Source organism: Rhizobium sp. P44RR-XXIV, from assembly GCF_001999485.2.
Taxonomy (GTDB): domain Bacteria; phylum Pseudomonadota; class Alphaproteobacteria; order Rhizobiales; family Rhizobiaceae; genus Rhizobium.
In genome coordinates, this window is record NZ_MPVZ02000027.1 from 562,856 (window position 1) to 586,235 (window position 23,380).

Here is a 23,380-nt window from a genome sequence, read left to right on the forward strand (position 1 = left end):
ATACGGCGCTGGTTCAAATCCTTTCAAGACCTCACACTTTCGAAGTCAAGAGGTTGTCCTGGGTATGCGGCACGTCGAGGGAATAGGCGGGCACTCGACCGCGGGTGATAGCCACGAGTTGGCGCGTAGGATCCGACCGTCAAAATGCCTAGCGCTGACCAATCGATGGGCTGAACACCATGAGGCTCAGTATCTCGAAAAGCACCTGAGCGGCAGCATGCGCGGTATTGGTCGTTGCGTCGTATTGCGGTGCAACCTCGACGACGTCGCCGCCCACCAGATTTATGCCCTTCAGCCCGCGTATCAACTCAAGAACTTCCCGTGTAGTCAATCCACCGATCTCCGGCGTGCCCGTGCCTGGCGCAAAGCTTGGATCGAGACTGTCAATGTCGAATGAGAGATAGGTCGGTCCGTCGCCGACGATGGATTTCGCCTTGGCGACAATGGCCGCGATCCCCATCCCGCTGATGTCCTCTGCGTGGATAACCGTCATTCCAGACGCATAGGAGAATTCCCACAAATATTCCGCCGAACCACGGATGCCGATCTGGATCGTCCTTGTCGGATCGAGCACACCGTCGAGTACTGCGTTTCGGAATGGTCCGCCATGATGAAACTTCGTCTGATCGAAGGCGCCGCTTGTATCGCAATGGGCATCGATATGGATGAGACCGACCGGTTGCTGCCGACCGACGGCCTTCAGGATCGGGTGGGTGATGGAATGATCACCTCCAACGGAGAGCGGCGCAACGCCGGCATCGACAATCTGGCCGATACGCTTTTCTATGTCGGCGTGACTGAGCTCCAGTCGATAGCGGCTCTGGAACGATATGTCGCCTATGTCGGCGACCCGTAGATCGAAAACCGGCGCCGTTCCAAGGACGTGATTGTACGGGCCTATCCTTTCGATGGTGCGAAGTGCGCGCGGTCCGAAGCGGGAGCCTGGGCGATTGGTGACGCCGAGATCCATCGGGATTCCCGTTATCGCGACCTGGAGATTGCCAAAGTCCGGCTCATCGGCGGCAGTCTGCATGTAGGGTGCGCTGAGGAAAGTCGGCACTCCAGAATATGGCGCCAGCCTCGTGCCGTTCTTCGAGATGATCCTCTCCGCCACTTTGCGAAATTTCTCATCGAATATCTCGCCACCATTGGCGTCTGCAAATTCCGCGCGCAGCTGTTCGAGCCGCATTTTGTCCCACACCATGCGCATGTGTCTCCGCTCGGGGTCCGTCTCAGCCAACAAAGAGGTTGAGAACGCAATTGGTATCGTTGTAGCAATCGGTATCAAAGAGAAATCGATATGACCGTCGCAAAATCCAATTCACTCGTTGCCCGCCTCTCTGCCCCGCCCATTCCCTCCGTCATCGCCTGGGGCCGCGAATATAAGGGAGGAAAAGGGCCACTCATCGATCTGTCGCAAGCCGTGCCCGGCTATCCCGCGCATCCGGAGATGCTGCGGCTTCTTGGCGAGGCGGCCGGACAACAGGTCATGACGGGATATGGGCCGATCGAAGGCGAACCTCTCTTGCGAGCTGCCTATGCGGCGCATCTTGCCGAGCTTTACGGCGCCGAGCTTTCCGCCGGCAATATCCACATTACTGCCGGCTGCAATCAGGCTTTCATGTGTACGGCGATCGCGCTCGCGGGAGCAGACGATACCGTAGCACTTACCAATCCCTTCTATTTCAACCATGATACGACGCTGTCGATGCTGGGCATCGGGAGGCAATTGGTCCATTGCGATCCTGCCGCCGGCTTTCTTCCCGATTTGCGGTCGGCCGAGGTTGCACTTGCGGCCGGTGCAAAGATGCTGGCCGTCGTTACGCCCAACAATCCGACAGGAGCCGTCTATCCGCCGAGCCTGCTTCACGAGCTGTTTGTGCTTTGCCGCAAACATGGTGCCTGGCTGGTCCTCGATGAAACCTATCGCGACTTCCTGGCCGAGGGTTACGGCCGCCCGCACTTTCTTCTGTCTGAGCCTGGTTGGGAGGATACGCTCGTTCTTCTCTACAGCTTTTCGAAATCCTTCTGCATTCCCGGCCATCGACTGGGTGCCATCACGGCAGGACCTAGGCTCATCGCCGAGATCGCGAAGGTGATGGACAACATGCAGATCTGCGCACCGCGTTCGGCCCAGATCGCTGTTGCATCGGCCCTGCCTGTTCTCGCCGATTGGCGGGCCGGCAACCGGCTGGAGATTGCTCGCCGCGCAGATGCGTTGAGACTGGCCGTCTCAGGGCTGGCGGGCTGGGAGATTGCAGCGATCGGCGCCTATTTCGCCTTCGTTCGCCATCCCTTTGCCGATCGGTCATCGTCCGAGGTCGCTGAACGGCTTGCCAGGGAGGCTGGCGTTGTCTGCATCCCCGGAGCTTATTTCGGCGAGGGGCAGGAGCGTTACCTCAGACTTGCCTTCGCAAACGCGGATGTCGGCTCGATAGAGCTATTGTCGCAACGGCTCGGCTAGGCGGTGGCGATGAACCTCTGCCGGAAGGTCATGATAATCGCCTTGCCAATAGAGAAGCGGTCCTATGTCCTGCCTGATCTCGATCGCGCGGATATGCCCGATCAGAATGGCATGGGAATGATGGTGAAATGCGGTTTCGAGCTCGCAGTCCAGGACCGTGAGGGCATTTTCAAGTACCGGTGCGCCGGTCTTGAGGCGATACCATCCCGCATCGCTGTAGCGTTCAACGCCTTTGCGCCCATCAAGGCCGGCGAAGGATTGCGCCACCTGCCGCTGGTCGGCCGCAAGCACGTTGACGCAGAAGCAGCCATAGCGCTGCAGTACCGGCCATGAGGACGAGGCGCGGTTGACGCTGACGATGACGGAAGGCGGTTCCCCCGAAAACGAGGAGACCGACGTTGCGGTGAAGCCGGTACGGTCTTGTCCGTCTCCGACGGTAATCACGCTGACCGCACCGGCCAGACGGCGCATCGAAAGCTTGAATTCGGTGTCGGTGATCAAGGCCTTATCGTTCATCTGACTGGCGCTTGCGTTTTGGCAAAGCGGTTTGCCGGCGTCGAAAGACCGAGGTTTTCGCGCAAGGTCTTGCCCTCATATTCCTCACGGAACAGGCCGCGGCGGCGAAGTTCCGGCAAGACAAGCCGCACGAAGTCGTCGAGACTGGACGGCAAGGTCGGAAACATCAGGATAAAGCCGTCAGCGGCGCGCGTCTCGAACCACTCCTCCATGAAGTCGGCGATCTGGGCCGGCGTACCCGTTATGCCGTTTCCGGTATGCTTTTCGGCATAGTGCCGGATGAGTTCGCCGACGGTGTGCCCGCTCTTGACGAAATCGACCAATTCGTCGAACAGGGCACGTGATCCCTTTGGCGCTGCCGGTAGCCGATCCATCGGGAATGGCTGGTCGAGCGCCACGTCGCGCAGGTCCGCCTCCAGGAATTCGGAGAGCATTAGCCGCCCAACATCGGGATGCATCTTGTCGATCAGATAGTCCACCTTCGCCTTTGCCTCGGCCTCGGTTTCCCCGACATTGATAACGATGCCCGGCATGATTTTCAGTTCGTCTCGATCGCGCCCATAGGCCGCCATCCGGCCTTTGACATTTTCGTAGAAGGATCGATTTCGCTCGATATTCGATGCCAGACTGAAGACGATCTCGGCTGTGCGTGCCGCCATGTCCATGCCGGGTTCCGAACCGCCCGCCTGGGCGATGACAGGACGACCCTGGGGCGTGCGCGCGATGTTGAGCGGACCGCGAACCTGGAAGTGCTTGCCTTTGTGATTGAGCGTGTGGTGCTTGTCCTTGTCGTAGTAGACGCCGTTTTCGCGATCGAGAAGGAGCGCGCCTTCCTCGAAGCTGTCCCAAAGGCCGAAGACGACATCGACGAACTCGTTGCCGCGCTCGTAACGCAGCGCATGCGGATCGAGTCCCTCGCGGTTGAAGTTGTAGCCGGTCTCGTCATGGTCGGAGGTGACGACATTCCAGCAGGCGCGGCCCTTGCTCAGATGGTCGATCGAGGAAAACAGGCGCGCGACGTTGTATGGCTCATAGTAACTTGTCGAGAGCGTTGCCACGAGACCGAGATCGTTGGTCGTAACGGCCAATGCTGAAAGCAGTGAGAGGGGCTCGAAGCGGTTCATCTTGGTTGGAATGCGGGCAAGCGCGCTCGGGTCGCCAACAGCGGCGGCGGGAGAATCCGCCATGAACATGAAATCGAATTTGGCTGCCTCGGATCGTTTGGCGACATCGAGCAGATGAGCGAAGTCGTTCGCGCCTTTGACATCACTTTCCGGATGTAGCCAGGAGGCAGGATGAAAGCCGAACGTATAGACGAAAGTCCCGAGTTTCATCTTGTCGGTCCGCGCCATTGAGCTCTCCTGTTTTGCCGGTCTCGCCGTCCTCTTGGAGGCGAATGCGTAAATTATCGCCAGGTATAAATTTTCATCAATATCGTGCAGCTGGGTTCCGTTTTAGTTTTCCTAAAATGTCGGGCGGGGTGCCGATGCCAAGGCCTGCTGACGGGAAATGGCAATGAGCCAATCGCGGAACTGGAGTCCGTGCGGTTTTTGCAAGGCCGCCCGGTCCCAGGCGAGAAAGTAGCTTTCGCGCAATGGAATGCGTGTGTCGACGGGAATGACGAGCGTTTGCGCCTCGAGCTCATCGGCAATCATCGACATCTGTGCGAGGACGACGCCGCGTTTGTTAACGGCGGCATCGATGGCGCTGCTCGACAGGGTGAAGGAAAGGCCCGCAGTACTCTCCTCGAGTGTAACTCCCGTTTTTGCGGCGAATTCGCGCCAACTCGGATAGGGCGTAAAATGCCGCTCCCATTCGACATGCAGGAGTGGATATTCGAGAAGCCGTGCGACAGAGGGCGCCTTGCCCTTGATCAGTGCCGGCGAGCAGGCGGGTACGACCCAATCACGAAACAACTCCGTATAATGTTCATGCTGAAGCACATCCGATCCGTAACTGATGCGGAAATCGATATCGTCGAAGCCCATGCGCGGTTCCTTGTCACGGCCGACGACCCTGACATGCGCATTCGGATGAAGGGCCTGCCAGTCGAAGATCCGGCGCGCTATCCATTTGTTGACGACGGAAGACAGGGCGCTGAGAACCAGGGCGTTTTCGTTGCGTGCTCGCTCCAAAATCTGTTCTGCCAATGCGAATTGCTCGAAGCCCTTCGATATTTCCTGATGATAGAGCCGCCCCCATTGGGTAAGTTCCGCGGTGCGGCCGTTGCGCTCCAGCAAGGTGACGCCGAGAAAGCTCTCGATCTTTCGGATCTGTTGGCTGATCGCGCCGGGGGAAACCTTCAGCTCCAGGGCGGCGGCGCTGACGCCACCACAACGGCCGACGGCTTCGAAGGCTTGCAAGCCCTTGAGTGGAACCGCCCTGATAGCCTGTTTTTCGGTCAAGAGATGCTTCTCCGTGGCAGTTGATCCATGACGCCTCTCTCAGTCGGATGAAAGTCGCCGGCGAACTGAAACCGGTCGCCGGGATGGATGATCTCGACGTAAGTGACCGTGTGGCTGTTCTGCCATGTCTGTCGGATAAGTCTGAGGCAGGCCTCGCCACGCTCGGTTTCGAGCAGACGCGCCGTGACGGCATCGGTCGAAAAGGCACGAATGACATGCCTCGCCTTCGACCAGGGCACTAGGTCCAGCAACCATTTGCCGGGCGGAACCATAGCAAAGCTTTCGGTTCGGGCTGATGGAACCATCGCGAGCATGATGATGCGTCGCTCCAGCGCGATCGGTTTGGCGTCCACCACATGCAAGCAGTGAACCCGCAGGATTTCGGCTCCTGCTGTTTCGCCAAGTTGCGTCGCGGTGCTGGCATCCAGCGTTTCGATCCTTCGCATGAGGATCCTGTAGCTATGGTCATGCCCCGCCAACGCAGCTTCCGTTGAAATGTCCTGAATGTCCATCACCGTGCGGTCGATCTGCGGCGAGGCGACGAAAGAACCAATCTTGCGGCGGCGTATGATGACACCACGTTCCGCCAGGGCTGAAAGCGCCTTGTTCACGGTCATCCGGGAGCATTGATACTCCTTCAGCAACTCGTGCTCGGAGGGTATGCGGTGACCGGGCGGCCAGGCGCCACTCATGATCCTGGCTTCGATGTCTTCGAAAATTCTCTGATGAATTGAGACCAACGCTCGCCTTGCTCCGATGACACGCAGTTTCCGTGAAAGCCGTTTTTGATGGGGCTATTGCCATTACTAGGCACAAATATTGCTTCTATCGAGTTTTGCGTTTGACAGTGTAGGCCAGCCCGTATCTATTTGTATAGACAAAAGCGGATCATAGAAATCTGCTCGGCGGGACAACGCTTGGGGAACTTGAACCTTCCACCGGAAGGGCAAAAAACTGGAGAGAAAACATGAGGAAGAATTCGCTTCTGAAGGGGCTGGTTGGCGCAGCACTTTTGTTTGGTGCCACGATTTCGGCCCATGCGGCCGATACGCTTGCCGCCATCAAGGCCGCGGGTACGCTGAAGGTTGGCACCGAGACCGCCTTCGCACCATTCGATTTCATCGATGCCGGCAAACATGTCGGCTTGAACGTCGATCTATTCGATGAGATCGGCAAGGAACTCGGCGTAAAGATCGAATGGGTCACCTTGCCATGGGACGGCGTTTTCCCGGCGCTTGAAGCCGGCAAATTCGACGTCGTTGCCGGGCCGGCAACGATTACCAAGAAGCGCATGGAGCGTTATCGCTTTACGCCGCCGCTGGCTGAAGCAACGATTGCGATCCTGAAGAAGGCTGGTGACAAGACGATCAACAAGCCGGAAGACATCGCCGGCAAGAAGATCGGCGTTGGCAAGGCCACTGCCCAGCTCGATCAGCTCAAGGAGTTCTCTGACACGCTGCCGACGAAGGCCGATATCCGTGAGTATCCGGCCTTTACGGAATCCTATGCGGATCTCGCGGCCGGCCGCATCGCCGGCGTCGCCAACTCGCTGCCGAATATCGCTTTTGTCGCCAAACAGCGTGAAGGCACGTTCGAAGTCGTGCTACCGCCCTTCGGCAAGAAATCCTATTTCGGCTTCATCGGCCTGAAGGATGCTGATCATGCGCCGTTGATGGACGCCATCGACGCCGCCATGCTGAAAATCAAGGCCGACGGCCGTATGGCGACGCTGCAAAAGAAGTGGTTCGGCGCGAGCTTTGATACGCCGGATTCCGTCAAGGACCCTGCATTCTGATCAATTTCCGGAAATCGGCCGTGCCCAGCTTTTGCCGAGGCATGGCCGATAAACGGGATCAAAGCGTCCTGATTACCAAGCGGGCGAAATCTCAATGTCCTTCGAGCTCTTTGGGTTGCTTCTGCAGGCGTCCATCTACACGGTGGCGATCAGCCTCGTGTCGATCTTTATTGGCTTTGCGATCGCGATCCTCATTTCGGGAATGCTTCTGACGAAGCGGAGCCTTTTTGTGCGACCTGCCCAGATTTTCATCAGTTTTTTTCGCGGCGTGCCGCTGCTGGTGCAATTGCTGTTGATCTATAATCTGCTTCCAGCCGTCGGAATCAATGTGCCAAGCATTGTTGCAGCGATCATCGGCCTGTCGCTCTGCACGGCCGCGTATCAGGCGGAGAACCTGCGTGGCGGCTTTGCCAGCGTGCCTCTCGGCCTGGTGGAGTCGGCAGAGATGGTCGGGTTGACGCCGCGCCAGATCTTCCGCCGTATCAAGGTGCCAATTGCTCTGCGCCTGACATTTCCAGCTCTTGTCAACGAGGCGATCCTCATTCTGAAGGCATCATCGCTGGTCTCGGTCGTCGGTATTGTCGAGCTGACCCGCATGGCGCAGGATCTTGCCGGGAGCACCTTTCTGCCGCTGCAGATCTTCGCATCCGCTGGCCTTGTCTATCTCGCGATCAACTGGCTGGTGGCGCTTGCCGGCGGCCTGATCGAAAGCAGATTGCCTGGGGTGCCGCGATGACCTTCGACATCAATGTGCTTATCGGGCAATGGCCCGCCATCCTCAGCGGCGCGGGCGTGACGATCCTGATCTGGATACTCGGCACCGTTGCGGCGGCCGTCATAGGCTTCCTGATGGCGATTGCCCGGCAATATGGCGGCATGGTGGTCGACACGATACTGGGTGCCATCGTGGCCGTGTTGCGCGGTACCCCGTTTCTCATCCAGATCTTCCTTGTCTACTATGGTGGCCCCTTCGTCGGCCTCGAGCTCGATCCTCTGCCTGCCGGTTTGATCGGTATTTCGATCTATGGCGCGGCCTATTTCAGCGAAATCTTCCGCTCCGGCTTTCAGGCCGTGCCGAAGGGGCATATCGAGGCAGGCGAATGCGTCGGCCTGACCCGGGGGCAGATCATCAGGCGCATTCTCTTGCCTGAGATGACGATGCTGGTGCTACCACCGTCCGTGAACATGGTGGTCATCCTGATGAAGGAGACGGCGGTCCTGTCCATCATCACCGTTCCGGAGCTGACGGCAACGCTGAGCGCAATCGGATCGCAGCAATATGCCTTCGTCGAAGCGCTTTCTGCGCTGGCACTCTTCTACTGGGTACTCGTCGAAGTCACCGGTTGGCTTGGCAATCTTGCCGAAAAGAAACTCTCCAGATTCAGGTTTTTCAACGCATGAGCGTCCCCGCAATAGCAGTCCGCAATCTTGTCAAGACTTTCGGAGAGACCACAGTTCTTCATGGCATCGATCTTGCCATCGAACCGGGGCAGGTTTCCTGCCTCATCGGACCGTCCGGCTCCGGCAAGAGCACGCTTTTGCGCTGCATGGCTTTTCTCGAGGAGGCAACGCGCGGAACGATCTCCATCAACGGCGAGGTGCTTGGTTTCATCGAGGATGCGCAAGGACGGCGCGAGCGCGTTTCGGCTGGCGTCAACCGTGCCATCCGCGCGCAAATCGGCATGGTGTTCCAGCAGTTCAATCTCTGGCCGCATATGACAGCGCTCGGCAATGTCAGCGAGGCGCTGAAAATGGTTCACAAGATGAGCCGAAAGCAGGCTGAGGATGCGGCGATGGCGCAACTTATCAAGGTCGGCCTGGAAGCGCGTGCCGGGCACTATCCCTCGCAGCTCTCAGGCGGACAGCAGCAGCGCGTGGCGATCGCCCGTGCACTGGCGTTAAAGCCGAAGATCATGCTGTTTGACGAGCCAACCTCATCGCTCGATCCGGAACTGACGGGCGAAGTGCTGAATGTGATGCGGGATCTGGCCGCCGAAGGCATGACGATGGTTGTCGTTTCACACGAGATAGGGTTCGCCGCAACAGTCGGCCAGCAGATCATTTTCCTCGACCACGGCAAGGTGCAGTTCACCGGGCCGCCACAGGAGGTTTTCAAGAAGCCGAGAAATCCGCGTCTGGAGCAGTTTCTGGATACCTATCTCGACCGTGGGGCGTCGATGCTGCTCTGACATCGAGTCAAGCGCGTCTTAAGCCGGCGCCAAGCTATTACTCCAGGGGACGTGCTTGGGGCCGGCTGCTCGCCACAGATCTCCAAGCCATTGGCAGAGCCGAGATGAAAGCCAGTTTGGCGACCGGTGCCTATGATCATATCTTCCACCAACCCACACGCCGAGGATCTGTTACACCAACGCGAACCCTACAACTACGCAGTCATTTTTGAAGGATTGCGTTTCCTTTCCTCAGCAAGCTCCGATTAGAGCACGAGAATACCTACGCTTTCTCAACGGTTTAACGTCAGGTAGATTGAGAGGCCATCGGTTCTCATCCTTTCAAGACAGAGACTCTTGGCTGCCGGTGGAAAGCCCCTCGCACAACGGAACAATTGGGCCGGAAGCTCGAACTGGCTCGAGCCGGCTTAGAATGCTCCAGAGTTGCTGTTGCTTTTGAAAGGATAGGGCAAACCATAGCGGTCCCGAATCGTTCTCCCCTCATAGGACGTTCTAAAGACGCCCCGTTCCTGAAGGATCGGGACGACCTTGTCGACGAACTCTTCGATATCATCGGGTGCGCGCGGCGGCTGCAGAGTGTAGCCATCGACTGTCCCGTCTGCCCATAGATCGATGATGGCGTCGGCGACCTCCTCAGGTGTGCCCAGCACCAGCCGGTGATGGCCTTCGGAGCGCCGTACGGCCTGGCGCGCCGTCAGCTTTTCATGCGCGAGTAGATCGGACAGGCCAAGGCCCATTCCGACAGCCTGGATACGGTTGGGATCGGGGATGAAACGCTCGGCCTCCAGAACGGCATCGGGATCGAAATCATGCGGATCGATGCCGTTGTCTTTGACAAAGCGGGCGAGCAAGCCTTCTTCCGAGCCGGTGCCGCTGAAAAGCTCGTGCTTGCGCAGCGCCTCGGCCCGCGTTTCCCCCAGGATAGCGACAAGACCCGGGACGATACGGATCCCGGCGGGATCTCGTCCAAGTTCGATGGCGCGATGTCTGACTTTCTTGCCGAAAGCCTGGCCGGCTGCGCGCGAGAGAATGTTGCAATAGATAATCTCGCCATGCCGTGCGGCAAGTTCGATGCCGCCTTCAGAAGCACCGGCCTGCGCGATGACGGGATGGCCCTGGGGGCCGACCGGGACATTGAGTGGTCCCTTTACCGTGAAATAATCTCCAGCATGGTCGATTGCCTGTGCGCTTGCCGCATCCCAGAAGCGGCTTTCGGGAATATCGCCCTCGCGTGCCGGGTCCCAGCTCGACCAGAGCTGTTTGGCGACATCGAGGAATTCGGATGCTTTCGCATAGCGCTCGCTGCGCGGCGGCAATGGCTCTGCTCCGAAGTTGGCGGCGACATTCGGGTTGAAGGACGATACGATGTTGATGATCAGACGACCGCCGGAAATGATGTCCGTCGACTGGGTGCGCCGGGCAAGATTATAGGGCGAATTATAGGTTGATGACATGGTTGCGACGAAGCCGATGTCGGGCACTTGTGCGGCCAGGGCCGTGCATAGGATCAGGGGATCGATGGTATGGAACGGCGCGTTCGGATCGGTCATCAATGCGGGGTGGTCCGAGAAGAACACCGCGTCGAACAGCCCCTTATGCGCCAGCTCGGTCAGCCGCCGATAATAGCCGGGATCGTTGATGTCATGTCGGCTGCCGGTGCGATACCGCCAGGCATTGCCAAGATAGCCTGTTGTGTTGATGCCGACATTGAGATTGAGCTGTCGTTTCGAAATTGTCATGCGGCTGGGCTTTCGTTCTGGAAGGCCATGCACGCTAGTGCGTAACATCAATTCCCTACAGAATTTGTAGACTAATATTACTGGAGCAGAGGGAATTAACTTCCAGCCTTTCGATGAGAGGGAGCATGGCGCGGAGCCGTTCCGACCTTCAGGCAAATATCTTGCGCCGCGCGAAGGATTGCTTTCGTCGTGCGCTAGAAAAACTGTCTTTGGATTTCGGACTTTCCCAAGAATCCTGCAGGGAATGGGACGCTGAGCCCAAAGCCTATGCCAATCCATCGGAGCAAAGCCAATGTCGATCAATCGCCGCCAATTTCACCAATTGCTGCTGCTCGGGGGTGCCGGCCTGGCGTTCGGTATTCCGCAACTCGCAGATGCCGCAGACATACCGGTCAGTGGCGGAACCCTCAACTGGGCCTATTACCCCGACCCCACCGCGCTGATTGCCATCAACACCTCTTCAGGCACAGGCCAGGCGATCGGGCCTAAGGTGAACGAGGGGTTGCTCGATTTCGACTATGATCTCAATCCCACTCCGCTCCTGGCGACGTCGTGGTCTGCAAGTGCCGACGGCCTGCGCTATACCTTCGCGCTCCGCAAAGGCGTCAAGTGGCATGATGGCAAGGATTTCACCTCAGAGGACGTCAAGTTCACGATTTTTCGCCTGAAGGAAGCGCATCCGCGTGGGCGCATCACCTATCAGAACGTCACATCGGTCGAGACACCCGATCCGCTAACGGCCATCATCGTGCTTTCCAAGCCGGCGCCCTATCTGATCTCGGCGCTCGGCAGTTCGGAATCGCCGATCGTGCCGAAACATGTCTACGAGACCTTCAAGCCGACCGAGCAGCCGACCCTCGCGCAGACGATCGGCACAGGTCCATTCATTCTCAAGGAATGGGTGCCCGGCAGCCATCTGATCTTCGATCGCAATCCGGATTACTGGGATGCGCCGAAGCCCTATCTCGACCGCATCGTCCTGCGGGTTATCCTTGATCCGGCGGCCAGAGCCGCAGCGCTGGAAACCGGCGAGATCGACATCGGGGCGAACCCGGTTCCTCTATCGGACATCGAGCGATTGAAGGCCAATGCCAATCTCGTCGTCGATACCACGACCTATGCCTATTCGGGGCCGCAGCAACAGCTGTTCTTCAACTACGAGAACGAGATCCTGACCAAGAAGGACGTGCGCCTCGCCATCGCCCACGCCATCGATCTGCAGAAGCTCGTCGATATCGCCCTGTTTGGCTACGGCCAGGTCTCGCCAAGTCCGATCAGCACCGCACTGCCGAAATGGTATGATCCGAGCATCAAGGCACGCGAGCCCGATCCGAAGCTTGCCAATAAGCTGTTGGACGATGCCGGCTACCCGCGCGGCGCCAACGGGACGCGGTTCAAGCTGCGGCTCGCCTATAATTCCTTCCTGCAGCCCTCCTATGCCGATTTCATCAAGCAGTCGCTTGCCGTTGTCGGCATCGATGCCGAAATCCTGAAGCTCGATCTCGCGACCTTCCTGAAGACCGTCTACACGGATCGTGCCTGGGATCTGGTCATCGAGTCGCTGTCCAACACCTTTGACCCGACGCTCGGGGTGCAGCGCGCCTATTGGTCGAAGAATTTCAAGATCGGCCTGGTGTTCTCCAATGCCAGCCACTACGCCAACCCGGAGGTCGATGCGCTTCTGGAGGCAGCCGCCACCGAGCCGGATGAAGCCAAGCGCCGTGAGATCTGGTACAAATTCCAGCACGTCATTCATGACGACGTGGTGTCGGTTGACCTGGTCGCGGCAGGCGCGCAGATCGTCGCCAACAAGCGCGTGAAGAACTTCGCGCCAGGTGCGCAAGGGATCAACAACAGCTTCGGACAGATCTGGCTTAGCCCGAGCGCCTGAGAAGTGACACTAGGAGCCGGCTACATTCAGCCGGCTCAATGCATTCCTTGCCGCGATCGTGCGGATCATGTGACTTTGCGGTGCGTGGGAGCGGGCGGTGATCGCATCGCGATGGTGCCGTTCAAGCTGGAAGTCGCGATTGAGGCCTGGATTACCGGCAAGGTCGAGCGCCAGGCTGGTGATGGCAACGGCATTGTCGATGACGACGTGACGAACATTCATGCCGTCCATCCCCACAGGCCTGCCGGCATCGACATCCTCTCCAAGCGATCGCAGCAAGCGTGCATTGGTGGCAAGCCGCACCTCTATGTCGCCAAGCCCGTCCTGGATGCGTGGCACCGTGGCAATGGGTGCGCCGAGGCTGGCCGGGGCGTGTTGGCTGACGAAGCTGATCAGACGGTCGCGCGCCGACCTTGCCACACCGTGATAGACGGCGCCGATCAGGCCGAAAAAGAAGGCGGCCGCGTGCTCGTCGCGCCGGATTGGCTCTGCGGCCGGTTGGCCTTCGATGAGGTCATCCAACGGGATCGACACGTCATCAAGGATGATGTCGTCACTTGCCGTCGCATGCATGCCCGCTGCGTTCCAGCTCTTCTCGACGCGAAGGCCATGGGCGTCGGTCGGCACGAGAAACGAAGCGCGGCGCGGCTGGTCCTCGTCGGTCAGGGCAAGCAGCGAGACCCACTTCAAAACGGGAATGCCGGTGACGTAGCTCTTATGACCGGAGATGCGCCAGCGATTACCATCGCGGCGGGCGATCGTTTCGGGGAGGGCGCCATGGGCGGGAGAGCCGATACGCGGTTCTGCCTGTGCGTTGTTGATCAGCGCGATCCCGCGTTGGTTTGCTGACAGCACTCTTTCCGCAAGATGAGCCGGCCATTCGCCGAAGCGCCGGATGGTAAAATGCGAGTTGTAATGCATCGCCAGCACGAGGGCGGTCGAGGGCTCGCCGCGGGCTATCTCGCTGATAACGGCCTGGGCCGCGGTCAGGCCCTCGCCAAGGCCGCCGTATTCCTCCGCGCTCACAAGCCCTAAAAGACCGGCCTCGAAAAGCCTGTCGAAGTTTTCGAATGGAAACTCACCGGTCGCATCGTGATGGGCGGCTGTCGCCGAAAAATCATCGGCAAGGCGCTTCGCCCTGCCGATCACATGGTGAAGCTCTTCAGTCATATCGGTCTTTGCGCCTTTCGTCAGGCAACTGCGCGAGCCGCAAAGCCATCGATATGCCGGCGGTCCACCCAGTCTGCGATGTCGAAATCCGCGGCCAGAAAGCCGAAGTCGCGCAGGAAGTTCTTGTAGTGCTCCACGGCGTCGACAAGCGCCGGCTCCAGTCCGAGGCCCAGATGTCGATGAACCTCCGGGCCGTTGGCGGCAAACACCTGCTCTTCCGTCGCGCCGGATTCGCGTGCCACGAAACGTCTCGTTTCTTCGGGGTGGGCCTGCGCCCAGGCGCTCGCCTTGAAGATCGCCTCGATGAGCTTGCGAACGAGATCGGGACGCTCCTCGGCAAGCAGTTCATCCACGGTCAGCACGCGTGGCGAGCCGGAATTGATACGGATCTTCGGATCGGGATGAAAGCCGAACTCGGCAACCTGAACGGCGCCGATGAGATTGGCGACATTGATGCCAGCCGTTCCCTTGACGTAGATCGCATCCACGTCGCCGCGCAGAAGGGCGGCAATCTCCTCGCCGTAGGCCTGCCGTCGTTTCAGGCCGAAGAGCGATGGCCCCTCCTGGCTCGCAAGCACTGAATCGGCAAGCGCTATCTCGACAATCTCCACGTCCGTCTGGGACAGGCCCTCGAGCGATAGCGCCGAGATCAGGCCTTTCAGCGCCGTAGCGCGCATGAAGTCGACGATCCCGTCCGGACGTCGGGCGATGCCGAAGCGGCGGCCTTTCAGGTCCTTGGTCGTCTTGATCCCGGTTTCGGGCAGGGTGATGATTGCCTGAAACTCATCCGTCCAGGTAATGCCGACAAGGCGCGTGCGGCGGCCTTCGGAGCGGGCGCGAATGGGTGGCACGTTGCCGCCATGGCGGAAGGACCAGTCGAGCGTATGGTTGAAATGGCTCTGGCGGATATTGCGGTCGGGTGAATCGATGATCGACTTCAGCGTCACGCCCTCGGCACGGAAGCCCTCTTCGAGATAGCCAAGCTGTGCCGCAAGACCGACAGGCGTCGGCACGGGGCAGCGTGTGTACCAGATTTCGGAAATGGCATTGCTGGTCATGATCGTCCCTTTCAGTTGCGCAGGCCGGCCTGTTTCATCAGCGGCAGCACGTCGCTGCCGAAGAATTCCAGATCGTCGCGAAAATCGAAGAAGCTGAGCTGCAGGCCGTCGACGCCGGCAGCTTTCAATTTGACGAATTGGTCGACCACCTGCTCCGGCGAGCCGATGACGCGGATATTGCCGCCGATGAAACGATAAGGGTCATGCGCGTCGCGGCCCTTCCAGGCGTGTGCGTCGGAACTCAATGACTGGAAACCCTGCGGTGAGCGCTGGTCACCATGGGCAACGATGCGGTCGGCGAGCTCCCAGGCTTCCTTCTCGGTTGGCCGACAGATGACCATCGGGTTCAGGAGCGTGCGCACAGTGCGGCCGATATCGGTAGCCGCATCCTTCACTCTCTTCGTATGGGCGGGCAGGGAGGCAAGCGCGCTGTCGATATCGGCGCCCGTCGGGCTGGTGATGAAGACGATGTCCGAATAGCGGGCGGCGAAGGCGATGCCGGCATCCGAGCCGGTGGCGTTCACCAGGATCGGCCGGCCGAAATTCGGTTTCGGCGTGACGAAGCCGCCGCCGAGTTTCCAACTGCTCTGACCTTCGAAGGAGTAATTTTCGCTATCGCCCCACAGCCGCTGCACGACTTCGAGGAATTCCGCCGCCAGCTCATAGCGCTTGTCATGCTCGATGCGCGGCCAGCCGAACATTTCATGTTCGACGGCTCTGTGCCCGGTGACGACATTGATGCCCCAGCGGCCGCCAGTGATGTGATCGAGGGTGGCGCCGAACTTGGCAAGGTGCAGCGGGTGCCATGGTCCATAAAGGACATGCATGGTCGAAATCAGCATGATCTTCTTCGTGAGGCCCGCAAGGGCGGCTGTCGAGACGAAGCTGTCGAGCGCCTGTCCATCGAACACGCCACCGTAGCCGCCTTTCGGGAGCCATTGCGACAGCGCGAAGACCAGATCGAAGCCCAGCTCTTCCGCCCGCAAGGTCAGCGCCTTGTTGTAGTCGAAGCGCCAGTCGGTCGAGCGTTCGAGCGTCGACTGCGTCCAGCCGCCGGCCTGGATCGGCAGAAACAGGCCGAGCAGAACCGGTTGCGTCGCCAGAGCCTGCGACAAAGGACTGTCCGGAAAATCCGTCGGCGCGGGAAATTTCGGAAGCCCGACGATGGAGCCGGGCGCGTGTTGGATGGACATGGCGTTCGCTTGCTTTCGATGGTTCGAGCTTTGGCTGCTGCCCTCAGGCGGAGGCGATATAGGCGTAGGCAAGGCTGCCGCCGACGCCTTCGCCACCCAGCGTGTGGTCGGCTATGCGCTTGTTGTATATGGTCAATTCCGGCTGACTGACGATGTCGATCGCGGGCAGATCCTCGACCAGGATCTGCTGGATCTCGCGCCATTGCTCGACACGCTTGTTGGGATCGACTTCGATTGCGGCGGCTTCGAGCAGGGCGTCGACCTTCGGATTGCTGTAGGCCGACCCATTCGAGAACGGCACGCCAGGCTTGAAGTTCTTGCTCCAGTAAAGCCGCTGCACGCCGACCGTCGGGTCGAAGAGATTGCTCATGCCCTCATAGGCAAAATCAAAATCGCGGTCGGTGTAGATGCGCTTGGTGTAGGTGGCGAAATCCTGGCTGCGCACGGTAACGTCGACGCCGACCTTCGCGAGGGCCTGGCGGATATATTCGGAGCCGCGGCTATAGGGTTCGCCGCTCGGCACGTAATCGAGGCTGACGCGCAGGCGCACGCCATCCGAACCGCGGGGATGGCCGGCTTCGTCGAGCAGCTTCTCGGCGGCAGCAAGATCGATCGGATAGGTCTTCAAATCAGCGACAAACCACTTCGTCAGATTGGGATTTATCGGCCCGGGGATCGGCTCGCCATAACCATAGTTGATGGTGTTTCGGATCACCTTCCGGTCGATAACGTGTGCGAAGGCCTGGCGCACACGGATGTCCTTGAAGACCGGGCGCTCTAGGTTGAATTCGATACGGCTGACGCCGTTGGAATATTGGTAGCCGCGGGTCTCAAACGCCAGATTCGGCAGGTCCTTGAAACGTTCGAGATCGCTGAGAGGAACCGGTGTCGATGGCGCCAGATCGATTTCACCCGTCTCGATTGCGATGGACCGTGCGGCCGCATCCGGTATGAAGCGGACGATCAGTTGGTCGAGATAGGGCCGAGGCTGATCCCAGTAGTCGGGATTGCGCTCATAAACGATATGGCTACCGCGCACCCATTCCTTGAACTTGAAGGGACCGGTGCCGATGGGCGCCAGATTGACCGGATTTTCGGCAATCTTTGTGCCTTCGTAAAGATGGCGCGGCACGATCGGGGATTCGGATGCGGCCAGGGCCGTGATCAGATAAGGCGCGGGCTTGGAGAGAACCAGGATCGCGGTCAGCGGATCGGGGGTCTCGATCTCGACAAGATTGAGGAAGGTGTTGCGCCCGCGTGGGTGCACATCCTTGAGGGTTTTGATTGAAAAGGCGACGTCGGCGGAGGTGAACGGCTTGCCGTCATGCCATTTGACGCCCTCGCGCAGCTTGAACGTATAGCGCAACCCATTAGCGCTCACGCTCCATTGCGTGGCGAGCAATGGCTGCGGATTGAGATCGAAATCATAGGTGAGCAGTCCTTCGGTCGTCTTGGGCGAGACATAGACCGAGTTGAATGCCGTATGGGCGATCGTCGTCAGGACCGGTGGCTCCGCCGAGAGAAGGAAGACGGCCGTGCCACCGCGGGCAGGGGCGGCAAGGGCCGGCAGACCGGCTGCGATGGTCGCGCCGAAGGCTGCGGAAGCAAGCAGAAGATTGCGGCGGGTGATTGCCGGAAATTTTTTCATCTGGGTCTGGCCTAGCAAAATGGAACCGTCTTTTGCTTGTGCGGCGGTCCCTGGTTTTATGTTCCCGAAGAAGCGGATCCTTTAGGGTTTTTTATCTCGTCTCACCGGCAACTTGGAAAGTTGACCTGCATACGGGATATTTGTCGGTAAAAATTACTAATACATACGGAGGAAATGATGGTTTCTGGAAATATTTACCAATACTGATTTGACAAAAGCTACAGATTTAGTCAACTACTATTGCGATGCAGCGTCTACAAATTTCATGGCGCTGCCCGGGAGTTGCGATGTCAGCTTACAAGCGGATAGGACAAACAATACGGCGAACGGCCATTCAGGCGGTGCCGACCGTGCTTGGCATCGTCATCCTGAATTTCTTCCTGTTGAAGCTGGCGCCGGGAGATGCGGCTGATGTCATGGCGGCAGAGGCAGGGTCGGCGACTGTGGAGACCATGGCTGCGCTAAGGGAGCGTTTCGGCCTCGACAATCCAATCCTGGTGCAGCTTGCAAACTATCTGAACAATCTCGCCCATTTCAGCCTGGGCTTTTCGCCCCGCTACGGCATGCCGGTCGCTGATCTCATCGGACAGCGCCTGCCGGGCACGCTCACCCTGATGCTGGTCGCGCTGGCCATCGCCATCGTGGTCGGCCTAGTGCTGGGATCTCTGATGGCGGTCTTCGCCGGCCGGCTGCCCGATCGGCTGATCTCCATCATCTCGCTACTGTTCTATTCGATCCCGGGGTTCTGGATTGGCCTGATGCTGATCCTGCTCTTCTCCGTCAAGCTTGGCTGGCTGCCGAGCGGCGGTGACAGCACCATCGGCTCGCGGCTGACGGGCTTGCCGGCGCTTCTCGATCGCGCCCGCTACATGATCCTGCCGGCGACATCCCTGGCGCTGTTCTATCTCGCCATCTACGCGAGATTGACGCGCGCAGCGATGCTGGAAGTCAGGTCTCAGGATTTTGTGCGCACGGCACGGGCAAAGGGCGTCTCCCCCTTCGTGCTGACGACGCGCCACATGCTGCGCAATGCGCTGGTCCCGATCACCACCATGGCAGGCATGCATTTCGGCGGCATGCTGGGTGGCGCAGTTGTCGTCGAGACCGTCTACAGCTGGCCCGGTCTCGGGCGGCTCGCTTTCGAGGCGGTCATGGCTCGCGACTTCAGCGTCCTGCTCGGCATCCTGCTTCTCTCGTCGTTTCTCGTGATCATCGCCAATGCCGCGGTCGATCTTCTGCAGGCCTGGCTCGATCCCAGGATCGGAGCAAGTCGATGAAAGCACAGCCGCTCAGAATTTATTCCACCTCGGAAAATGAGATCAGCGCCGGAACACCGGAGTTGGAACCGAACTCTGCTCCTGTGCCGGGGGACCGTTGGACGCATATTCATGCGCCGGATGCGCGCACGACAGCCGTGGCGGAGGCGCGACGGCAGGGACGCGGCCGGGAGCTGAAGGTCTTCCTGTCAAATCCGAATGCGCTTTTCGGCATTGTCGTTCTGGCGATCATTGCCGTCGCCGCACTGCTTGCGCCGGTGCTCTATCCCGGCGATCCACTGGAAATGGTGGCGCGACCCTTCCTCTGGCCCGGTCAGAATGCCGCCTATCCGCTCGGCACGGATTCCATGGGGCGTGATGTGCTTGCCGGCATACTGCATGGCGCCTGGATTTCGCTGACCGTCGGCATTGCCGCAACCTTGCTCGGGCTTGGAGTGGGCGTGACTGTTGGCGCATTTGCCGGCTATTTCGGTGGCCTGGTCGACGACCTCCTCGTCAAGCTCATCGAAATCTTCCAGACCATACCGAGCTTCGTGCTCCTCGTGGTGCTGGTCGCAATCGCACAGCCGACCACCACGACCGTCACAACCGCGATCGCCATCGTCAGCTGGCCGACCGTTGCACGCCTGACGCGCGCCGAATTCCGCGCTATCCGCGAGAAGGATTATGTGCTTGCTGCCCGCAGCCTCGGCTTCGGGCATGCCCGTATCATTTTCCGCGAAATCCTGCCGAACGCGCTGCCGCCGCTGATCGTCACCTCGTCGGTGATGGTCGCAAGTGCCATCCTGATGGAATCGGCCCTGTCCTTCATGGGACTTGGTGACCCCAACCGCGTATCCTGGGGGTCGATGATCGGTTCCGGGCGCGATGTCATCCGCACGGCCTGGTATCTGACCGCGCTCCCGGGCCTTGCCATCGTGTTTACGGTGCTTGCGCTCAATCTCATCGGCGACGGGCTGAATGATGCGCTTAATCCTCGTTTCTCGGAGGAGCGCTAATGTCGAGGCTTCTGGAGGTCCGCGATCTCTCGGTCGGATTTGGCAATGCCCGACCGGTCAAAGGTGTGAGCTTCGCCGCCACGCCGGGCGAGATGCTGGCGATCGTCGGCGAGTCCGGTTCGGGGAAATCGCTGACCGCCTTGGGGCTGATGGGGCTGCTGCCGCAGCATGCCAAGACAGGCGGCGAAATCCTCTTCGATGGGCGGGATTTGCTGAAATTACCCGAGAAAGACCTGCGCGGCATTCGCGGGCGTGACATTGCCATGATCTTCCAGGAGCCGATGACCTCGCTCAATCCGGTGATGAGGATTGGCGATCAGATCGTAGAGGTCTTGCGCATCCATGAGAAGCTCAATCATAAGCAGGCCCGCCTGCGCGCGATCGAATTGCTCGATCTCGTCAGCATCCCCGATGCGGCAAAGCGGGTGGACGACTATCCGCATCAGCTTTCCGGCGGCATGCGCCAGCGCGTGATGATCGCGATCGCGGTTGCTTGCAGCCCGAGACTGCTGATCGCCGATGAGGCGACGACGGCGCTCGACGTGACGATCCAGGACCAGGTGCTGCAACTGCTCGATCGCCTGCGCAGCCAGCTGAACATGGCTGTCATTTTGATCACCCATGATCTCGGCATCGTCGCCCAATGGGCCGATCGGGTCGTCGTGATGTATGCCGGCCGCAAGATCGAGCAGGGCCTGCCCGACGTGCTCTTCGAAACGCCATACCATCCCTACACGCAAGGGCTGCTTGCGGCGTCGCCGCGGCTGAAGGCCAATTATCATTATCGCGATGGACCACTGACGGAAATTCCGGGTTCGATCGTATCGGCGGCAGCAGAAGAGGGCTGTGCGTTCCGTCCGCGCTGTCCGGTCGCGCGATCCGCATGCGGTTCCTCCGTCCCGGCTTTGGTACAGCTTTCGGCCGAGCGCGAGGTTGCCTGTCCCTATGTTCCAGCCATTGCGGAGGCATCCTATGCCGCTTCTGTCCGTCGATAGGCTCTCGACGCATTATCCGGCGGCGGATGGAACAGTGCGCGCCGTGGATGATGTTTCGCTTGAGATCGTCGAGGGTGAGACGGTCGCGCTTGTCGGCGAATCCGGCTGTGGCAAGTCGACGCTGGGCAAATCGCTGATGCGTCTCGTCAATCCGACATCCGGTCAGGTGACCTTCAAGGGGCGTGACGTTGCCGCGATGACGGGCATGGAATTGCGGTCTGTTCGCCGGCATATCCAGATGATCTTCCAGGATCCGTTTGCCTCGCTCAATCCGCGCCAGACGATCCGGACCATCTTGACCTCGCCGCTGGCCGTTCACGGTATCGGCGATCGCAAGAGCCGTGAAGCGATTGCTGCCTCGATGATCGGCCATGTTGGCTTGCCTGCAGATTCTCTCGATCGCTATCCGCACGAATTTTCCGGCGGCCAGCGCCAGCGCATCGGCATTGCCCGGGCGCTGATCCTGCAGCCGGAACTGGTGATATGCGACGAGCCGGTCTCGGCGCTTGATCTTTCGATCCAGGCACAGATCCTCAATCTCTTGGTCGAGATGAAGTCCGAACTATCGCTTTCCTACCTGTTCATCTCTCACGATCTTTCGGTTGTGCGTTATTTCGCCGATCGTGTCCTCGTCATGTATCTCGGGCGCATCGTCGAGAGCGCTCCGACGGCAAAGCTCTGGAACGAGGCCAAGCATCCCTATACGCGGGCGCTTCTCGCCGCCGTACCCGATCCGTCACGGCGCAAGCAGGCAGCACCGATTAGTGGCGATCTGCCGAGCCCTCACAATCCGCCCACCGGCTGTCGTTTCCACACCCGTTGTCCGCTCGCGACCGACATCTGTCGGAGTGATGACCCCACCTACACGCAATTCGGCGACGGTCACTCAGTCGCCTGCCATCACGCCCAATAGAACTGGAGAATAATCATGGTCGACTATCGCTATCTCGGACGCAGCGCATTGAAGGTGTCGCCGCTCAATCTCGGAACGATGATGTTCGGTGGTCCGACACCGGATGATGTTGCCTTCCGCATCATCGACAAGGCCCGCGAGCAGGGGATCAATTTCATCGACACGGCCGATGTCTATCACGACGGCAAGTCGGAAGAAGTGGTCGGTCGCGGCATCAAGGCGCACCGGGATCACTGGGTTCTCGCGACAAAATTCGTCAACTCGCACAAGAAGGGCCCGAACCTTGGCGGCCATTCACGCAAATGGGTGATCGAGACTGTCGAAAATTCACTGCGCCGGCTCAACACCGACTATATCGATATTCTCTATTTCCACCGCGCCGTCTTCGATGCACCGCTGGAAGAGCCGGTGCGCGCCATTGCCGATCTCATCCGCGCTGGCAAGCTGCGTTATTTCGGCGTGTCGAATTTCCGGGGTTGGCGTATCGCCGAAATCTCCCATCTTGCCGATCAGCTCGGCATCGATCGCCCGGTTGCAAGCCAGCCGCTCTACAACATCGTCAACCGCACGGCCGAGGCCGAGCAACTGCCGGCAGCCCATCACTACGGGCTTGGCGTCGTCTCCTATTCGCCGCTGGCGCGCGGCGTATTGACGGGCAAGTATGAGCCGGGCCAGGCGCCGGCCGCCGATACCCGCGCCGGCCGCGGCGACAAGCGCATTCTCGAAACCGAATGGCGCCCGGAATCGATCGCGATCGCCAAGGAGATCGCGGATCACGCCAAGGCTAAGGGCGTTACGCCCACCGAGTTTGCGATCGCCTGGGTGCTGAACAACAGACTGATTACCTCCGCCATCACCGGCCCTCGCACGGAGGAGCACTGGGATAGCTATATCCGCGCCCTCGACGTCAAGCTCGACGCACAGGATGAAGCATTGGTCGACCGGCTGGTTGCAACCGGCCACCCGTCGACGCCAGGCTTCAACGATCCAAGCCATCCCGTGGAAGGCCGGGTTCCCCTTAGCGGCGCTGCCGACGCGGAAAACGTCGTGCCTCTGACGCGTGCCGTTGCCTGAATGATCGTGCTTCGGGCCTCACCTCGGTGGGGCCTGTTTCCTCCTGGCGCCGAAA

General features: G+C 59.6%; 21 protein-coding genes. 11 read left to right on the top strand and 10 right to left on the bottom strand.

All coding sequences use genetic code 11. The features are described from left to right. Positions 1 to 148: 148 nt before the first annotated feature. On the bottom strand, positions 149 to 1,204 hold the full coding sequence (speB, locus tag BSK43_RS14920) for an agmatinase (protein WP_077471017.1): 1,056 nt from the start codon (positions 1,202 to 1,204) through the stop codon (positions 149 to 151). 96 nt (positions 1,205 to 1,300) lie between these two features. Between speB and BSK43_RS14925 the strand changes: the two genes are divergently transcribed. Then, on the top strand, positions 1,301 to 2,464 hold the full coding sequence (locus BSK43_RS14925; RefSeq protein WP_077470894.1) for an aminotransferase: 1,164 nt from the start codon (positions 1,301 to 1,303) through the stop codon (positions 2,462 to 2,464). On the opposite strand, the gene BSK43_RS14930 is transcribed toward BSK43_RS14925, so the two are convergent. The 4 genes from BSK43_RS14930 to hutC all read right to left on the bottom strand — a co-directional run bounded on the left by BSK43_RS14930 (position 2,441) and on the right by hutC (position 6,125). Next, complete coding sequence (locus BSK43_RS14930; RefSeq protein ID WP_077470893.1) at positions 2,441 to 2,980, bottom strand: flavin reductase family protein; 540 nt, start codon at positions 2,978 to 2,980, stop codon at positions 2,441 to 2,443. The two genes, BSK43_RS14925 and BSK43_RS14930, sit on opposite strands and share 24 nt — an antisense overlap. Then, positions 2,977 to 4,332 carry an LLM class flavin-dependent oxidoreductase gene (locus tag BSK43_RS14935; RefSeq protein WP_077470892.1) on the bottom strand — a complete coding sequence of 452 codons (1,356 nt, stop codon included), beginning with the start codon at positions 4,330 to 4,332 and terminating at the stop codon, positions 2,977 to 2,979. Before BSK43_RS14935 ends, BSK43_RS14930 begins: the two co-directional genes overlap by 4 nt. Positions 4,333 to 4,443: 111 nt before the next feature. Beyond that, positions 4,444 to 5,385: a LysR substrate-binding domain-containing protein gene (locus tag BSK43_RS14940; RefSeq protein WP_077470891.1), complete on the bottom strand. Its 942-nt coding sequence runs from the start codon at positions 5,383 to 5,385 to the stop codon at positions 4,444 to 4,446. Further along, positions 5,382 to 6,125, bottom strand: coding sequence for a histidine utilization repressor (hutC, locus tag BSK43_RS14945; RefSeq protein WP_077470890.1), 744 nt, complete (start codon positions 6,123 to 6,125; stop codon positions 5,382 to 5,384). The genes BSK43_RS14940 and hutC overlap by 4 nt, the downstream gene beginning before the upstream one ends. Before the next feature lie 227 nt (positions 6,126 to 6,352). On the opposite strand from hutC, the gene BSK43_RS14950 reads away from it, so the two are divergent. From BSK43_RS14950 to BSK43_RS14965, 4 genes are all read left to right on the top strand, one after another. Beyond that, a complete protein-coding gene (locus tag BSK43_RS14950; protein WP_077470889.1) occupies positions 6,353 to 7,180 on the top strand; it encodes a transporter substrate-binding domain-containing protein in 828 nt (275 codons plus the stop codon). A 94-nt stretch (positions 7,181 to 7,274) separates the two neighbouring features. Further along, positions 7,275 to 7,916, top strand: a complete 642-nt coding sequence (locus BSK43_RS14955) for an amino acid ABC transporter permease (protein ID WP_077470888.1) — start codon at positions 7,275 to 7,277, stop codon at positions 7,914 to 7,916. Beyond that, on the top strand, positions 7,913 to 8,581 hold the full coding sequence (locus BSK43_RS14960; RefSeq protein ID WP_077470887.1) for an amino acid ABC transporter permease: 669 nt from the start codon (positions 7,913 to 7,915) through the stop codon (positions 8,579 to 8,581). Before BSK43_RS14955 ends, BSK43_RS14960 begins: the two co-directional genes overlap by 4 nt. Further along, positions 8,578 to 9,369 carry an amino acid ABC transporter ATP-binding protein gene (locus tag BSK43_RS14965; protein WP_077470886.1) on the top strand — a complete coding sequence of 264 codons (792 nt, stop codon included), beginning with the start codon at positions 8,578 to 8,580 and terminating at the stop codon, positions 9,367 to 9,369. The genes BSK43_RS14960 and BSK43_RS14965 overlap by 4 nt, the downstream gene beginning before the upstream one ends. Positions 9,370 to 9,776: 407 nt before the next feature. Here the strand turns inward: BSK43_RS14965 and BSK43_RS14970 are convergent, their stop codons facing one another. Then, a complete protein-coding gene (locus BSK43_RS14970; protein WP_077470885.1) occupies positions 9,777 to 11,108 on the bottom strand; it encodes an NtaA/DmoA family FMN-dependent monooxygenase in 1,332 nt (443 codons plus the stop codon). A 292-nt stretch (positions 11,109 to 11,400) separates the two neighbouring features. On the opposite strand from BSK43_RS14970, the gene BSK43_RS14975 reads away from it, so the two are divergent. Continuing rightward, a complete protein-coding gene (locus BSK43_RS14975) occupies positions 11,401 to 12,999 on the top strand; it encodes an ABC transporter substrate-binding protein (protein ID WP_077470884.1) in 1,599 nt (532 codons plus the stop codon). 9 nt (positions 13,000 to 13,008) lie between these two features. Here the strand turns inward: BSK43_RS14975 and BSK43_RS14980 are convergent, their stop codons facing one another. From BSK43_RS14980 to BSK43_RS14995, 4 genes are read right to left on the bottom strand one after another with little or no spacing between them, the layout of a single operon-like run. Continuing rightward, positions 13,009 to 14,169 (bottom strand): acyl-CoA dehydrogenase family protein, encoded by a 1,161-nt coding sequence (locus tag BSK43_RS14980; RefSeq protein ID WP_077470883.1) that lies wholly within the window; start codon positions 14,167 to 14,169, stop codon positions 13,009 to 13,011. 20 nt (positions 14,170 to 14,189) lie between these two features. Then, positions 14,190 to 15,227: an ABC transporter substrate-binding protein gene (locus BSK43_RS14985; protein ID WP_077470882.1), complete on the bottom strand. Its 1,038-nt coding sequence runs from the start codon at positions 15,225 to 15,227 to the stop codon at positions 14,190 to 14,192. 11 nt (positions 15,228 to 15,238) lie between these two features. Next, the gene (locus BSK43_RS14990; protein ID WP_077470881.1) at positions 15,239 to 16,420 is read right to left on the bottom strand and encodes an LLM class flavin-dependent oxidoreductase; all 1,182 of its coding nucleotides are present in this window, start codon (positions 16,418 to 16,420) and stop codon (positions 15,239 to 15,241) included. Positions 16,421 to 16,463: 43 nt separating this feature from the next. Continuing rightward, on the bottom strand, positions 16,464 to 18,068 hold the full coding sequence (locus BSK43_RS14995) for an ABC transporter substrate-binding protein (RefSeq protein ID WP_077470880.1): 1,605 nt from the start codon (positions 18,066 to 18,068) through the stop codon (positions 16,464 to 16,466). 287 nt (positions 18,069 to 18,355) lie between these two features. On the opposite strand from BSK43_RS14995, the gene BSK43_RS15000 reads away from it, so the two are divergent. Genes BSK43_RS15000 through BSK43_RS15020 form a run of 5 tightly spaced genes read left to right on the top strand, consistent with a single transcriptional unit; the run spans position 18,356 to position 23,325 of the window. Then, a complete protein-coding gene (locus tag BSK43_RS15000; protein WP_077470879.1) occupies positions 18,356 to 19,345 on the top strand; it encodes an ABC transporter permease in 990 nt (329 codons plus the stop codon). After that, complete coding sequence (locus BSK43_RS15005; protein WP_077470878.1) at positions 19,342 to 20,343, top strand: ABC transporter permease; 1,002 nt, start codon at positions 19,342 to 19,344, stop codon at positions 20,341 to 20,343. Before BSK43_RS15000 ends, BSK43_RS15005 begins: the two co-directional genes overlap by 4 nt. After that, positions 20,343 to 21,338 (top strand): ABC transporter ATP-binding protein, encoded by a 996-nt coding sequence (locus tag BSK43_RS15010; RefSeq protein ID WP_077470877.1) that lies wholly within the window; start codon positions 20,343 to 20,345, stop codon positions 21,336 to 21,338. Before BSK43_RS15005 ends, BSK43_RS15010 begins: the two co-directional genes overlap by 1 nt. Then, the gene (locus BSK43_RS15015) at positions 21,316 to 22,251 is read left to right on the top strand and encodes an oligopeptide/dipeptide ABC transporter ATP-binding protein (RefSeq protein ID WP_077470876.1); all 936 of its coding nucleotides are present in this window, start codon (positions 21,316 to 21,318) and stop codon (positions 22,249 to 22,251) included. The genes BSK43_RS15010 and BSK43_RS15015 overlap by 23 nt, the downstream gene beginning before the upstream one ends. A 15-nt stretch (positions 22,252 to 22,266) precedes the next feature. Next, on the top strand, positions 22,267 to 23,325 hold the full coding sequence (locus tag BSK43_RS15020) for an aldo/keto reductase (RefSeq protein ID WP_077470875.1): 1,059 nt from the start codon (positions 22,267 to 22,269) through the stop codon (positions 23,323 to 23,325). The last annotated feature ends 55 nt before the right edge of the window (positions 23,326 to 23,380 follow it).